A 14,161-nucleotide genomic window follows, 5' to 3' on the forward strand; every position below is an offset into this window, starting at 1 on the left:
CGCCCGTCAGCCTGTACGCCTGTCAGCCCGCGTGCCGGGCGCCGTCATGCCGTTGCTGGGGCCGCCGGGGCCGTTTCCCGCGTGTCCCGGCGGCGGACCCACGCCCAGCACAGCTCCAGCACCACGCCGCCCGCCGCGGCGATGCCGACCGCGGTCCAGGGCACCTCGTCGCCGATCAGCTTCAGCGCGAAGAACCGCTGGAGCGACGGCACCACCAGCACCACCAGGAAGCCCAGCACCATCACGAAGACCAGCACGACCCGCCACCAGGTGTAGGGCCGCGCCACGATCGCCAGCACCCACAGCTCCATCAGGAACAGAGTGAGCGTCGCCGCGCTGGTCTCGGCGTCCAGCGCCCCGCTGCCCGTGTAGTGGTGGCGCGCCACCAGGTACGCGACGAACGCGGCGGTGCCGCAGATCAGCCCGGCCGGGGTGGAGTACCGCATCACCCGGCGGACGAAGTGCGGCCGGGCCCGCTCCTTGTTCGGCGCCAGCGCCAGGAAGAACGCCGGCACCCCGATGGTCAGCGTGGACAGCAGCGTCAGGTGCCGCGGCAGGAACGGGTACGGGATCTGCCAGAACACCACCAGCAGCGCCAGCAGCACCGAGTACACCGTCTTGGTGAGGAACAGCGTGGCGACGCGGGTGATGTTGCCGATCACCCGCCGCCCCTCGGCGACCACGTACGGCAGCGTGGCGAAGCTGTTGTCGAGCAGCACGATCTGCGCCACCGCCCGGGTCGCCTCGGAGCCGGAGCCCATCGAGACGCCGATGTCCGCGTCCTTCAGCGCCAGGACGTCGTTGACGCCGTCACCGGTCATCGCCACGTTGTGCCCGCGGGACTGGAGCGCGCCGACCATGTCCCGCTTCTGCTGCGGGGTGACCCGGCCGAAGACCGAGCCCTCGTCCAGCACCCGCGCCATGGCGTCGCGCTCCGCCGGCAGCCGGCGGGCGTCGACGGGCCGCTGCGCCCCCGGCAGCCCGAGCTTCCCGGCGACCGAGCCGACCGACACCGCGTTGTCGCCGGAGATCACCTTGGCGTGGACCTCCTGCTCGGCGAAGTACCGCAGGGTGTCGGACGCGTCGGGCCGCAGCCGCTGCTCCAGCACCACCAGCGCCTGGGGGCGGACCGCCTGTGCGGCGGCCGGGTCGGCCGGGTCCCGGTCGGTACGGGACAGCAGCAGCACCCGCAGACCCTCGTCGTTGAGCCGGTCCACCTCCGCCAGGGCGGCGTGGCCCTCGGGCAGCAGCACGTCGGGGGCGCCCAGCAGCCAGCCGACGGTGGTCCCGTCCGGCTCGGTGAGCAAGGCGCCGCTGTACTTGCGGGCCGAGCTGAACGGCAGGGTGTCCACGGTCCGCCAGTCCTCGGCCAGCTCCGGCGGGCAGGCGTCGATGACCGCCTGGAGACTGGCGTTGGGGTGCGGGTCGGACCGGCCGAGGGCGGAGAGCACCCGGCGGACGTGCTCCTGGTCGGCGCCGTCGAGCATGCGCAGCCCGGTCAGGTCCATCCCGCCCTCGGTGAGGGTGCCGGTCTTGTCCAGGCAGACCACGTCCACCCGGGCCAGGCCCTCGATCGCGGGCAGCTCCTGCACCAGGCACTGGCGGCGGCCCAGTCGGACCACGCCGATCGCGAACGCCACCGAGGTGAGCAGCACCAGCCCCTCGGGCACCATCGGCGTGATGCCGCCGACCGTGCGGCGCACCGCCTCGCGCCAGTCGTGGTTCTGTACGGTGAACTGGCTGATGATCAGGCCGATCGCGGTCGGCACCATCATCCAGGTCACCCACTTCAGGATGAGGCTGATGCCGTTGCGCAGCTCGGAGTTGACGAGGGTGAAGCGTGACGCCTCTTCCGCCAGCTGCGCCGCGTACGCCTCCCGGCCCACCTTCGTCGCGCTGAAGGCGCCGCCCCCGGCGACCACGAAGCTGCCGGACATCACCTCGTCGCCGGCGCGCTTGAGCACCGGGTCGGCCTCGCCGGTGAGCAGCGACTCGTCGATCTCCAGGCCGTCCGCCTCGGCGAGCCGGCCGTCCACCACGACCTTGTCGCCGGGGCCCAGCTCGATCAGGTCGCCGAGCACGATCTGCGAGGTGCCGATCTCCGCGGAGGTGCCGTCCCTGCGCACGGTCGGCCGGGCCTCGCCGATCACCGCCAGGTCGTCCAGAGTGCGCTTGGCCCGCAGCTCCTGGAAGATCCCGATGGCGGTGTTCGCCACGATCACGAACCCGAACAGGCCGTCCTGGATCGGCCCGACCACCAGGATCACCAGGAAGAGCCCGCCGATGATCGCGTTGAAGCGGGTGAGGACATTCGCCCGCACAATCTCGGTGACGGACCTGGACGAGCGCACCGGAACGTCGTTGACCTCGCCGCGCGCCACCCGCCGGGCCACTTCGGCGCTGCTCAGCCCGGGCTCGCGGGCGGAGGCGGAGGAGGCGGCAACAGCGTCGGCGTCGGTGCGTTCCGTCATGGCTCGACGTTACGTGCCGGGCGGCGCTTTCACCCGTTCACCCGTTTTGCGGCTTCTCCGGGTCGGCCGGGGCGGCGGGAGTGGTGGGGGTGCCGGGGCCGGCGGGGCCGTCGGCGGCGGCGCGGGACCGGGCGATGGCGTCGCGGCGGGCCCGTACGTACTTCAGCCCCAGCAGCCCGCAGCCGCCCCCGGCCAGGCAGGTCCAGATGAACCAGGTGTGCCCGTGGTCGGAGTACCAGCCGTAGAACGGCAGCTGGGCGAAGAAGAGCACGAACCAGACGACCACACCGACCGTGATCGTCGCGACGTCGTTGGCCTCCAGGGGCTCCGGGGCCTCGCGCAGGGGGGTCCGCTCCTTGCTCATGGGGTCATCGTATGCGGCCGGGCGGGTGGTGCGGACGGTCGGGGCGCCCTTGTCCACGGGCTTCTACGCGCGGAGATAGCATCCGGATTCCTGTTTGTTCATACTGAAACGGTCACTCGCTGACCGAAATCATTCGTACGATCGCCCGATCCGTGGCGACGAGAGCCCCCCTGAGGACCCGCATGTCCCCCACGGCCCCCGCTCCGGTCGACGCGCGCCCGCCCCTCGGCAGCCCGCCCGCCGCCGGCCTGGACCGCTACTTCCGCATCTCCGAGCGCGGCTCCACCTTCGCCCGGGAGATCCGCGGCGGCCTGGCGACGTTCTTCGCGATGGCGTACATCATCGTGCTGAACCCGATCATCCTCGGCTCGGGGACGGACAAGTTCCACCACCACCTCCAGGGCGGGCAGCTCGTCACCGCCACCGCCGTGACCGCGGCCTTCACCACGCTGCTGATGGGCGTCATCGGCAACGTGCCGGTCGCGCTCGCCGCGGGCCTGGGCGTCAACACCGTCGTCGCCCTCCAGCTCGCGCCCAAGATGAGCTGGGCGGACGCGATGGGCATGGTGGTGCTCGCCGGTCTGGCGATCATGGTGCTGGTGGCGACCGGCCTGCGGGAGCGGGTGATGAGCGCGGTGCCGCTCGGCCTGCGCAAGGGCATCGCGATCGGCATCGGCCTGTTCATCCTGCTGATCGGCCTGGTCGACTCCGGCTTCGTCACCCGCGTCCCGGACGCGGCCCACACCACGGTGCCGCTCCAGCTCGGCGGCGACGGTCACCTCACCGGTTGGCCGGTGCTGATCTTCGTGCTCGGCACCCTGCTGACGCTGTCGCTGATGATCCGGAAGGTCTCCGGCGCCATCCTCATCTCGATCGTCTCGATGACGGTGCTCGCGGTCATCGTCGACCTGATCGCCGACGTGCCCGCCGCAAGCTGGGGCCTGACCGTCCCCAAGTGGCCGGGCAACCCCGTGGCCACCCCCGACTTCGGCCTCGTCGGCAAGGTCAGCCTCTTCGGCGGCTTCCACCAGGTCGGGGTGCTCACCGGCATCCTGTTCGTCTTCACGGTGCTGCTGTCCTGCTTCTTCGACGCCATGGGCACGATCCTGGGTGTCAGCGACGAGGCCGGGCTGCTCGACAAGAAGGGCGACCTGCCCGGCATGAGCCGGGTGCTGATGATCGACGGCATCGCCACCGCCGCGGGCGGCGCGACGTCCTCCTCGGCGAACACCTGCTTCGTGGAGTCGACCGCGGGCGTCGGCGAGGGCGCCAGGACCGGGCTGGCCAGCGTCGTGACCGGCCTGATGTTCGTGCTCACGCTCTTCCTGGCGCCGCTGGCGGAGATGGTGCCCGCGCAGGCGGCCACCCCCGCGCTGATCGCCGTCGGCTTCCTGATCCTGTCCGGCTCCATCCGGGAGATCGACTGGAGCGACTTCACCATCTCGGTCCCGGCGTTCCTGACCATGGTGCTGATGCCGTTCACCTACTCGATCACCAACGGCATCGGCATCGGCTTCGTCACCTTCTGCCTGCTGCGCACCGCCGCCGGGCGCTGGCGCGAGGTGCCGATCGCGTTGTACGCGGTGGCCGCGGTCTTCGCCTTCTACTACCTGATGCCCGCGCTCGGCCTGGTCTGAGACCAGGGCTGGGCGCCGGCCGGTGCCCAGGCGGGGGCCTTGGCCGGGGCGCTGGCCGGGGATCTGGCAGGGGCCTTGGCCGGGGCTCTGACCGGAAGGGGCCCGGGGGCGGCCGGCGGGTGGGTCCGCCGCGCCGCCGGATCACGGGCGGCGGGTCCCGGCCCGGCGGGCGGCTGCCGCTCGTCGGAGCGGGGCGCGTCCGCGTAGAAGCGGTCGGTGGCTTCGACCGCCGTCTTGAAGCGTTCGTCGAAGTCGTCGCGCATGAGCGTCCGGACCACGTAGTCCTGGGCGCTCATTCCGCGTTTGGCGGCATGGGCATTGATCCGGTCCCACAGCTCTGCGTCTATCCGGAGGCTGAGCACTCTCGATGCCATGCGACCACCGTCGCGGCACAGCGCGGCCGAGTGGGTCGCTTTCGGTGTCAATCTCACCCGTACGGGTGAGATGCGGACGGGGTGAGGTTCGGCATTTGGGTGACGGGCATCATGCGTACGGCGAGCGTGCTTAGCCAAAGTAATGAGCTAAACTAAAGACCGTGACCGAACTGTCCGAGGACGACCGCGCCGCGGTGAGCGACGTGCGCGGCGCCGTGATGCGGCTGTCGCGCCGACTGCGCCACCAGCGCGTCGACGAGTCGCTGAGCCCTACCGAGATGTCGGTGCTGGGCACCCTGGCACGCTGCGGCTCCGCCACCCCGGGGGAGCTGGCCCGCAAGGAGCACGTCCAGCCGCCGTCGATGACCCGCATCGTGGCGATGCTGGAGAGCAAGGGCCTGGTCCGCCGGGAGCCGCACCCCGACGACCGGCGCCAGGTGGTGGTGAGCCGCACCTCGCAGGCCGAGGCGATGCTCGCCGAGAGCCGCGACAAGCGGAACGCCTGGCTCGCCGAGCTGGCCGAAGGGCTCAGCGAGGAGGAACTGGCGATCCTGCGCCAGGCGGCCCCCGTCCTGGAGAAGCTGGCACACCTGTGAACCACCGGTCACCGCGCCATCGGCGCGGGACCACCCGCGCGGCGGGCCCCTCGGCCTGCCGCGTCCGAACGGCCCCAGACGAAAGGCAGGCGAGTACCGATTGAGTTCGGCAGCCGGACCAGACACCGCAACCGAACCTGACCGTCCCGCCGCGAAGACGGGCACCTTCAGCTCCCTCAAGATCCGCAACTACCGGCTCTTCGCGACCGGCGCCGTGATCTCCAACACCGGCACCTGGATGTCGCGGATCGCCCAGGACTGGCTGGTGCTCAGCATCACCGGCTCGTCCTTCGCCGTCGGCATCACCACCGCGCTGCAGTTCCTGCCGATGCTGCTGTTCGGCCTGTACGGCGGTGTCATCGCCGACCGCTACCCCAAGCGCAAGATCCTGCTGTGCACCCAGGCCGCGCTCGGCGTACTCGGCCTTGCGCTCGCCACGCTCACCCTGTCCGGGGTGGTCCAGGTCTGGCACGTGTACGCGATCGCCTTCCTGCTCGGCGTGGTCACCGTCGTCGACAACCCCACCCGGCAGACCTTCGTGGTCGAGATGGTCGGCCCCGACGTGGTGCGCAACGCCGTCTCGCTGAACGCCGCGAACTTCCAGGCCGCCCGCCTCGTCGGCCCCGCGGTCGCCGGTGTGCTGATCACCGCCGTGGGCAGCGGCTGGGCCTTCCTGATCAACGGCGTGTCCTTCCTCGCCCCGCTCACCGGCCTGCTGCTGATGCGCACCTCCGAGCTGCACAAGATCGAACGCGCCCCCCGCGGCAAGGGCCAGCTCCGCGAGGGCCTGCGGTACGTCGCGGGCAAGCCGGAGCTGATCTGGCCGATCGTGCTGGTCGGCTTCATCGGCACCTTCGGCTTCAACTTCCCGATCTGGCTGTCCGCCTTCGCCAACAAGGTCTTCAACTCCGGCGCCGGCACCTACGGCCTGTTCAACACCCTGATGGCCGCCGGCTCCCTGATCGGCGCCCTGCTCGCCGCCCGCCGCACCCGCACCCGGCTGCGCATGCTGGTCACCGCCGCCCTCGCCTTCGGGCTCCTCGAACTGCTGGCGTCGGTCGCCCCGACCTTCTGGATCTTCGCGGTCCTCCTGGTGCCGATCGGCGTGTTCGGCCTGACCTTCAACACCACCGCGAACGCCACCGTGCAGCTCGCCACCGACCCGGTCATGCGCGGCCGGGTGATGAGCCTGTACATGATGGTCTTCGTCGGCGGCACCCCGGTGGGCGGCCCGGTCATGGGCTGGGTCACCGACACCTTCGGGGCCCGCGTCGGCTTCCTGTCCGGCGGGCTCGTCTCGGCCGCCGGGGCGGTCGGCGTCGGGATCGCGCTCGCCCGGGCCGGCGGCCTGCGGCTGAAGGTGAACCTCGGCGCCGGGCGGGACCGCACCAGCCCGCCGATCGTCTTCGTGCCGCGCGACCCGCGGCCGGCCCAGCCCGCGGAGTCCGCCGCGCCCGCCGATGGCGGCGGGGACGGCGGGGACGGCGCCGCACCGGCCGGTCCCGCGCCGGACGCCGCCTCGGAAGCCCCGGAGCCGGGCCGCGCGCCGCAGACCGGTGCCGGCCGGGCCGCCCGCGACGAGGGCGCGCCTGTCGACCAGGGGGCACCGGGCGCCGACCCGACCCCCTCGGGCAGCCGGCTGACGTCCGCGGCGTGAGGCTCTTCACCGCGCTCCTGCCGCCCGCCGCCGCGGTGGCCGAACTCACCGCGGCGGTCGCGCCCCTGCGGCGCCTGCCCGGCGCCGACGACCTGCGGTGGACCGCCACCGGCGGCTGGCACCTCACCCTCGCCTTCTTCGGCGAGGTGGCCGACGAGCTGCGCCCGGAACTCGACGAGCGCCTCGCCCGCGCCGCCCACCGCCACGAACCCCTCACCCTGCGGCTGGCCGGCGGCGGCCACTTCGGCCGCGGCACCCTGTGGACCGGCGCCGAGGGCGACCTCGCGGCGCTGGCCCGGCTCGCGGCCTCGGTCCGCGCGGCCGGGCGCCGCGCCGGGGTGCCCGACGACCCGGCCGGGCACGCTTTCCGCGCCCATCTGACCCTCGCCCGGGCCCCGCGCTCCTCCCGGGTGCCGCTGACGCCCTTCACGGACGCCCTGGGCACCTTCAGCGGCTCCGCCTGGACCGCGGGCACCCTCAGCCTGGTCGCCAGCAGCCTGCCGCGGTCGGGTGAGCCCGGCGAGCAGCCCCGGTACGACACCGTGGCGGCCTGGCCGCTCGGCCGTACCCCGGGCCCGGGCGGCGGACGGGCCGCCGCGGACGGCTAACCTCGAAGCGTGGACCCCAAGACCCGTACCCGTGTGATGACCGCCGCCTTCCTCCTGATGCTGGCGGTGGTGGTCGTGGCCGCCGCGGTCCGCTGACCCCGGCGGCACACGCCCACCGCTACGCCCCGGTCACCAGGCGAAGGACTCCGGGGACGGCCCCGGACCCGGGAAGATCTCGTCCAGGGAGTCCAGGAACTCCTGCGACAGCTTCAACTCCACCGCCCGCAGCGCCGAGTCCAGCTGCGCCTGCACCCGCGGGCCGACGATCGGACCGGTCACCCCAGGGCGGGTCAGCAGCCACGCCAGGCCCACGTCGCCCGGGTCGACGCCGTGCTTGTCGCACAGGTCCTCGTACGCCTGGACCTGGTCCCGCTGCTGCGGCGACTTCAGCGCGTCCGCGCTGCGACCCGCGGTGGAGCGGGCGCCGCCGCCCTCGCGCTGCTTGCGCAGCGCCCCGCCGAGCAGGCCGCCGTTCAGCGGCGACCACGGGATCACCCCGAGGCCGTAGTGCTGAGCGGACGGGATGACCTCCATCTCCGCCTCGCGCTTGGCCAGGTTGTACAGGCACTGCTCGCTGACCAGGCCGAGCGAACCGCGCCGGGCGGCCGCCTCGTTGGCCTGGGCGATGTGCCAGCCGGCGAAGTTGCTCGACCCGGCGTAGAGGATCTTGCCCTGCTGGACCAGGACGTCGATCGCCTGCCAGATCTCCTCCCACGGCGTGTTCCGGTCCACGTGGTGGAACTGGTAGATGTCGATGTAGTCGGTGCCCAGCCGCTTGAGGCTCGCCTCGACGGCGCGGCGGATGTTCAGCGCGGAGAGCCGGTCGTAGTTGGGCCAGTCCGCGTCCTCGGCCGCCATGTTCCCGTAGACCTTGGTCGCCAGCACGACCTTGTCCCGTCGGCCGCCGCCCTGGGCGAACCAGCTGCCGATGATCTCCTCGGTGCGGCCCTTGTTCGCGCCCCACCCGTAGACGTTGGCGGTGTCGAAGTAGTTGACCCCGGCGGCGAGAGCCGAGTCCATGATGGCGTGGCTGTCCGCCTCGTCGGTCTGCGGTCCGAAGTTCATGGTGCCGAGGACCAGGCGGCTGACCTTGAGGCCGGAACGGCCGAGCTGTGTGTACTCCATACCCTCAAGCCAAGCCCTTGGAGTGCGCTCGAATCAAGAGCGGCACTCGCCGGCCCGGCCTCCTGCGGCCGGATGGCACGCTTGGGCCCATGCGTACGTACCTTCCGGCGGCCGCGGTCGGCGCCGTCCTCGCCCTGAGCTGGACCTGGGCCGCGCCCGCGGGCGCCGACAGCGGGCCCAGTGCGGCCTTCCGGATCAGCGACCCGCGGATCACCGAGTCCAGCGGTCTTGCCGCCAGCCGGCTGCACCCGGGGGTGTACTGGACGCACAACGACAGCGGCGACGGGCCCTACGTCTACGCCGTGGACGGGGCCACCGGGAAGACCCTCGCCACCCTCACCCTGCGCGGCGTCGCGGCACGCGACATGGAGGCGATCTCCATCGGCCCGGACGGCGACCTCTACCTCGCGGACATCGGCGACAACCTGAACTCCTGGTCCGAGGTGTGGATCTACCGCTTCCCCGAACCCCGCGACCTGACCAGCCGGACCGTCGACGTCACCCGGTACACCGTCCGCTACGAGGACGGCTCCCGCGACGCCGAGGCGCTGATGGTGCAGCCCAGGACCGGACGGGTCTACATCGCCAGCAAGAACCAGAAGGGCGGCCACCTCTACCAGGGTCCCGCCACGCTCAGCAGCAGCGGTGTGAACGTCTTCCACAAGATCGGCGACGTCCCCTGGGTCACCGACGGCGCCTTCTCCCCGGACGGCAGCCGCCTGGTGCTGCGCGGCTACCTGTGGTCCGCCGAGTACCGCTGGGTGGACGACCGGCCCCGCAAACTCGGCTCCCTGACCGTGCCGCTCCAGCCGCAGGGCGAGTCCGTCACCTTCACCCGCGACGGCCGCTCGCTGCTGTACGGGAGCGAGGGCAAGGACAGCACCGTGTGGAAGGACACGCTCAGCGGCACCGAACTGCCCGACGACGTACGAAAAGCCGCCACCACCGCACCTGCGACCAGCCCGGGCGGGAGCACCGGCACCGGCTCGTCGGCGCACGCCCACAGCGACCCGAGCCCCAAGAAGGCCCACAACTCCGGCGGCAAGACGGTCGGTTTCCTCATACTCGCCGGCATCGCCGCCGCCGGGTACCTCCTGCGGCGGGTGCTGCGCCCTGGCCGCGGGCGGCACTGACCGGCTGACGCGCTGTCAGTTCCGTGGCCGGGGCCGCCGCACATCGGGTGGCGGCCCCGGGACGGTTCAGCAGGTGACCCGAGCGGTCAGAGCTGCCCGATGACGTAGTCGATGCACGCGGTGAGCGCCTCGACGTCGGCCGGCTCGACCGCCGGGAACATCGCGATCCGCAGCTGGTTGCGGCCCAGCTTGCGGTACGGCTCGGTGTCCACGATGCCGTTGGCCCGCAGCACCTTCGCCACCGCGGCGGCGTCGATGCCGTCCTCGAAGTCGATGGTGCCGACGACCTGGGAGCGCTGCGCCGGGTCGGCGACGAACGGCGTCGCGTAGGACGCCTTCTCCGCCCAGCCGTACAGCCGCGACGAGGAGTCCGCGGTGCGCTTGACCGCCCAGTCCAGGCCGCCCTGGCCGTTGATCCACTCCAGCTGCTCCTTGAGCAGGAACAGGGTGGACAGCGCGGGGGTGTTGTACGTCTGGTTCTTCAGTGAGTTGTCGATCGCGGTGGGCAGGTCGAAGAACGCCGGGATGTGGCGGCCCGACGCCGCGATCGCCGCCGCGCGCTCCAGGGCGGCGGGCGAGAACACCGCCAGCCACAGACCCCCGTCGGCCGCGAAGGACTTCTGCGGCGCGAAGTAGTACACGTCGGTCTCGGTGATGTCGACCGGCAGGCCGCCGGCACCCGAGGTGGCGTCCACCACCACCAGCGCGCCGTCGTCCGCGCCCGCGACCCGGCGCAGCGGCGCGGCGACACCCGTGGACGTCTCGTTGTGCGTCAGGGCGTACACGTCGACGCCCGCCTCGGCCACGGGCTCGGGATGGGTGCCCGGCTCGGACTTCACGATCGTCGGCTCGGCCAGCCACGGCGCCTGCTGCGACGCCTTGGCGAACTTCGAGGAGAACTCGCCGAACGACAGGTGCTGCGACTTGGAGCTGATCAGCCCGTGGGTGGCGACGTCCCAGAACGCGGTGGACCCGCCGTTGCCGAGCACGACCTCGTAGCCCTCGGGGAGGGAGAACAGCTCGCGTACGCCGTCGCGGACCTGCCCGACCAGGTTCTTCACCGGCGCCTGGCGGTGAGAGGTGCCCAGCAGGGACGTCCCGGTGGCGGCCAGCGCGTCGAGCGCCTGCGTGCGTACCTTGGAGGGGCCCGACCCGAACCGTCCGTCGGCGGGCTTGATGTCAGCGGGGATCTCAATATCGGCCACGCCCGCAGCGTAGTCCGTTACGGGCGGGTTGCGGCCCGCGTTCCATCCGATGAGACGGAGCATCGCCCACCTGTGGTAGCGGGCCTGCGCGGTGCCGAGGCGCGCCGGGCGGCAAGCTGGACCCATGACGGTAGCGATGCCCCCCGGGGCCGAGCGGGCCCTGCGTGCGGCGGTACGCGGCGAGGTCGCCTGCGACGCCGGTACCCGCGCGCTGATGACCATGGACGCCTCCAACTACCGCCGGGTGCCGCTGGCGGTGGTCGCGCCCAGGGACGCCGAGGACGTGGCCGCGGCACTGGCGGTGTGCCGGGAGCACGGCCTGCCGGTGGTGCCGCGCGGCGGCGGCACGTCGATCGCCGGGCAGGCCACCGGCACCGGCGTCGTCCTGGACTTCACCCGGCACATGAACCGGGTCCTCGCGCTGGACCCCGACGCGGGCACCGCCCGGGTCCAGCCGGGCGTGGTCCTGGACGACCTGTGCGCCGCCGCCGGGCGCCGCGGACTCACCTTCGGCCCCGACCCGTCCACCCACAGCCGCTGCACCCTCGGCGGCATGATCGGCAACAACGCCTGCGGCGCGCACTCGGTGGCCTGGGGCACGACCGCCGACAACGTACGCGCCCTGGAGGTGCTCACCTACCGGGGGGAGCAGGTCCGGCTCGACGGGGCCCTGGGCGCCGGCTCCCCGCCCCGGCTGCGCGACGGCCTGCGCGCCCTGGCCGACGACAACCTCGCGCTGCTGCGCACCGGCTTCCCCGAACTGCCGCGCCGGATCTCCGGCTACGCCCTCGACCGGCTGCTGCCCGAGCACGGCCGCGACGCGGCCCGGGCGTTCACCGGGAGCGAGGGCACCCTCGGGGTGCTCACCGAGGCGACCGTGCGGCTGGTCCGGGCACCGGCCGCACGGGCGCTCGCCGTCCTCGGCTACCGCGACGAGTCCGCCGCCGCGGACGCCGCGCACCTCCTGCTGCCGCACCGCCCGCTGACGGTGGAGGGGATGGCCGCCGACCTGGTGGGCGGGGCGGGCGGACTGCTGCCGCGCGGCGGGGCCTGGCTCTTCGTCGAGGCCGGCGGCGACGACCCTGACGAAGCGCTGGCCCACGCGCGGCAGTTGTGCGGCGCGGCCGGCGACACGACCGGGCACACCCTGGTCGCCGACCCGGCCCGGCAGCGCTCCCTGTGGCGGATCAGGGAGGACGCGGCCGGCACCGCCACCCGGATGCCCGACGGCACCGAGGCGTGGCCGGGCTGGGAGGACTGCGCGGTGCCTCCGGCCCGACTGGGCGCGTATCTGCGGGACTTCCGCGCCCTGCTGGCCGAACACGGGCTGCGCGGGACGCCCTACGGCCACTTCGGCGACGGCTGTGTCCACGCGCGCATCGACTTCGACCTGGTGGACAAGGCCGGGGTCGGGCGCTTCCGCCGCTTCTCCGAAGCCGTCGCGGACCTGGTCGTCTCGCACGGCGGCTCGCTCTCCGGCGAACACGGCGACGGGCAGGCGCGTGCCGAGTTCCTGCCGAAGATGTACGGCCCGGAGCTGATTTCTCTCTTTGGAGTTTTCAAGGACCTCTGGGACCCGGACGCCGGGTTGAATCCGGGGATGCTCGTGCGTCCCGGGAAAAGTGTGAGCGATCTGCGGTTCGCGGTGCTACCCCTCGCGAACGGCCGCGCCGTCCCCATGGAATTCACGCGAACCGGTGATGCGGGTGATTTTCAGACCGCGGTTCGGCGCTGTGTCGGGGTCGGAAAATGCCGCACGGCGAAGCTTCCCGACGGCGGTTCGGACGTCATGTGCCCGTCGTTCCGGGTCACCGGCGAGGAGCGCCATTCCACCCGCGGACGGGCCCGGCTGCTGCACGAAATGCTCGCCGGGGAGCTGATCGAGGACGGCTGGCGCGCCACGGAAGTCCGCGACGCGCTCGATCTGTGCCTGTCCTGCAAGGGCTGTCGCAGCGACTGCCCCGTCGAGGTTGACATGGCCACCTACAAAGCGGAGTTCCTGCACCGGCACTACCGCGGGCGGTTGCGACCGCGCTCGCACTACGCGATGGGCTGGCTCCCGGTGTGGCTGCGGTGGGCCGCGCCGTTCGCCGGAGCCGTCAACTTCCTTGGCCGCACACGGTCAACGGCCCGTCTCGCGAAACGCCTCGCGGGGGTCGCCCCGGAGCGCGACACGCCCGAACTCGCGTCCGAGACATTCACTCGATGGTGGCATGGGTCCGACACGGACGGGCTAACGAACAGCCCCGCCGGACCCGAAGTCGTCCTGTGGCCGGACACGTTCACCGACCACCTCGCACCTGGCGTGGGCCGTGCTGCGGTACGGGTGCTGCGGGCCGCGGGCCTGCGCGTACGGCTGCCCGAAGCCGCCGTCTGCTGCGGCCTGACCTGGGTGTCCACCGGCCAACTCACCCGGGCCAAGACCGTCATGCGCCGCACTCTCGACCGGGTCGCGCCGCTGCTGGACGCCGGTGTGCCGCTGGTCGTGCTCGAACCGAGCTGCGCCGCCGCGCTCCGCGCCGACCTGCCCGAACTCCTCGCCGACGACCCGCGCGCCACCGCCCTTGCCGCGTCCGTGCGCACCTTCGCGGAGGTGCTGGAGGAGTACGCGCCGCACTGGCAGCCGCCGCGGCTGGACCGGGCCGCCACCGGGCAGACCCACTGCCACCAGCACGCCGTGCTCGGCGACGCGGCCGACCGCAGGCTGCGCGAGCGCGCCGGGCTGACCGGCACCCTGGCCGGCGGGTGCTGCGGGCTGGCCGGGAACTTCGGCTTCGAGGAAGGGCACTACGAGGTGTCGGTGGCCTGCGCCGAGGAGACGCTGCTGCCCGCGGTCCGGGCGGCCGCACCCGGCACCGCCGTCCTGGCCGACGGCTTCTCCTGCCGGACCCAGATCGGCCAGCTCGCCGGCGTACGGGCCCGCCACCTCGCGGAGCTGCTCGCCGAGGCCCTGCCGGACGAGCCCGCCGGCTGAGCGCCCCGGCGCCGCCC

The 14,161-nt window shown here is 72.7% G+C and carries 11 protein-coding genes; 6 read left to right on the forward strand and 5 right to left on the reverse strand.

The window, feature by feature from the left end:
• Nucleotides 1–44: 44 nt before the first annotated feature.
• Together WA788_RS01725 and WA788_RS01730 are read right to left on the reverse strand one after the other, a co-directional pair.
• Complete coding sequence (locus WA788_RS01725; RefSeq protein ID WP_335970784.1) at nt 45–2,471, reverse strand: HAD-IC family P-type ATPase; 2,427 nt, start codon at nt 2,469–2,471, stop codon at nt 45–47.
• Nucleotides 2,472–2,508: 37 nt separating this feature from the next.
• Nucleotides 2,509–2,835, reverse strand: a complete 327-nt coding sequence (locus WA788_RS01730) for a DUF2530 domain-containing protein (RefSeq protein ID WP_335970785.1) — start codon at nt 2,833–2,835, stop codon at nt 2,509–2,511.
• Nucleotides 2,836–3,017: 182 nt separating this feature from the next.
• Between WA788_RS01730 and WA788_RS01735 the strand changes: the two genes are divergently transcribed.
• A complete protein-coding gene (locus tag WA788_RS01735) occupies nt 3,018–4,472 on the forward strand; it encodes an NCS2 family permease (protein ID WP_335970787.1) in 1,455 nt (484 codons plus the stop codon).
• On the opposite strand, the gene WA788_RS36005 is transcribed toward WA788_RS01735, so the two are convergent.
• Nucleotides 4,442–4,846 (reverse strand): hypothetical protein, encoded by a 405-nt coding sequence (locus WA788_RS36005; RefSeq protein WP_443033943.1) that lies wholly within the window; start codon nt 4,844–4,846, stop codon nt 4,442–4,444. The two genes, WA788_RS01735 and WA788_RS36005, sit on opposite strands and share 31 nt — an antisense overlap.
• A gap of 218 nt (nt 4,847–5,064) precedes the next feature.
• Here WA788_RS36005 and WA788_RS01745 point away from each other — a divergent pair, with 218 nt between their 5' ends.
• The 3 genes from WA788_RS01745 (at nt 5,065) to thpR (ending at nt 7,707) form a co-directional block, all read left to right on the forward strand.
• Nucleotides 5,065–5,442 (forward strand): MarR family winged helix-turn-helix transcriptional regulator, encoded by a 378-nt coding sequence (locus WA788_RS01745; RefSeq protein ID WP_335971254.1) that lies wholly within the window; start codon nt 5,065–5,067, stop codon nt 5,440–5,442.
• A 100-nt stretch (nt 5,443–5,542) separates the two neighbouring features.
• Entirely contained in the window at nt 5,543–7,099 is a 1,557-nt protein-coding gene (locus WA788_RS01750) for an MFS transporter (protein WP_335970788.1), read from the forward strand.
• Nucleotides 7,096–7,707 (forward strand): RNA 2',3'-cyclic phosphodiesterase, encoded by a 612-nt coding sequence (gene thpR / locus WA788_RS01755; protein ID WP_335970790.1) that lies wholly within the window; start codon nt 7,096–7,098, stop codon nt 7,705–7,707. The genes WA788_RS01750 and thpR overlap by 4 nt, the downstream gene beginning before the upstream one ends.
• 129 nt (nt 7,708–7,836) lie before the next feature.
• Here the strand turns inward: thpR and WA788_RS01760 are convergent, their stop codons facing one another.
• On the reverse strand, nt 7,837–8,832 hold the full coding sequence (locus WA788_RS01760; RefSeq protein WP_335970792.1) for an aldo/keto reductase: 996 nt from the start codon (nt 8,830–8,832) through the stop codon (nt 7,837–7,839).
• 89 nt (nt 8,833–8,921) lie between these two features.
• Between WA788_RS01760 and WA788_RS01765 the strand changes: the two genes are divergently transcribed.
• Nucleotides 8,922–9,965 carry a hypothetical protein gene (locus WA788_RS01765; protein ID WP_335970793.1) on the forward strand — a complete coding sequence of 348 codons (1,044 nt, stop codon included), beginning with the start codon at nt 8,922–8,924 and terminating at the stop codon, nt 9,963–9,965.
• 86 nt (nt 9,966–10,051) lie between these two features.
• On the opposite strand, the gene serC is transcribed toward WA788_RS01765, so the two are convergent.
• Nucleotides 10,052–11,170 (reverse strand): phosphoserine transaminase, encoded by a 1,119-nt coding sequence (gene serC / locus WA788_RS01770; RefSeq protein ID WP_335970795.1) that lies wholly within the window; start codon nt 11,168–11,170, stop codon nt 10,052–10,054.
• 124 nt (nt 11,171–11,294) lie between these two features.
• On the opposite strand from serC, the gene WA788_RS01775 reads away from it, so the two are divergent.
• Nucleotides 11,295–14,144: an FAD-binding and (Fe-S)-binding domain-containing protein gene (locus tag WA788_RS01775; protein WP_335970796.1), complete on the forward strand. Its 2,850-nt coding sequence runs from the start codon at nt 11,295–11,297 to the stop codon at nt 14,142–14,144.
• Nucleotides 14,145–14,161 lie beyond the last annotated feature (17 nt).

It is taken from the genome of Streptomyces sp. CA2R106 (assembly GCF_037034245.1).
Lineage (GTDB): Bacteria > Actinomycetota > Actinomycetes > Streptomycetales > Streptomycetaceae > Actinacidiphila.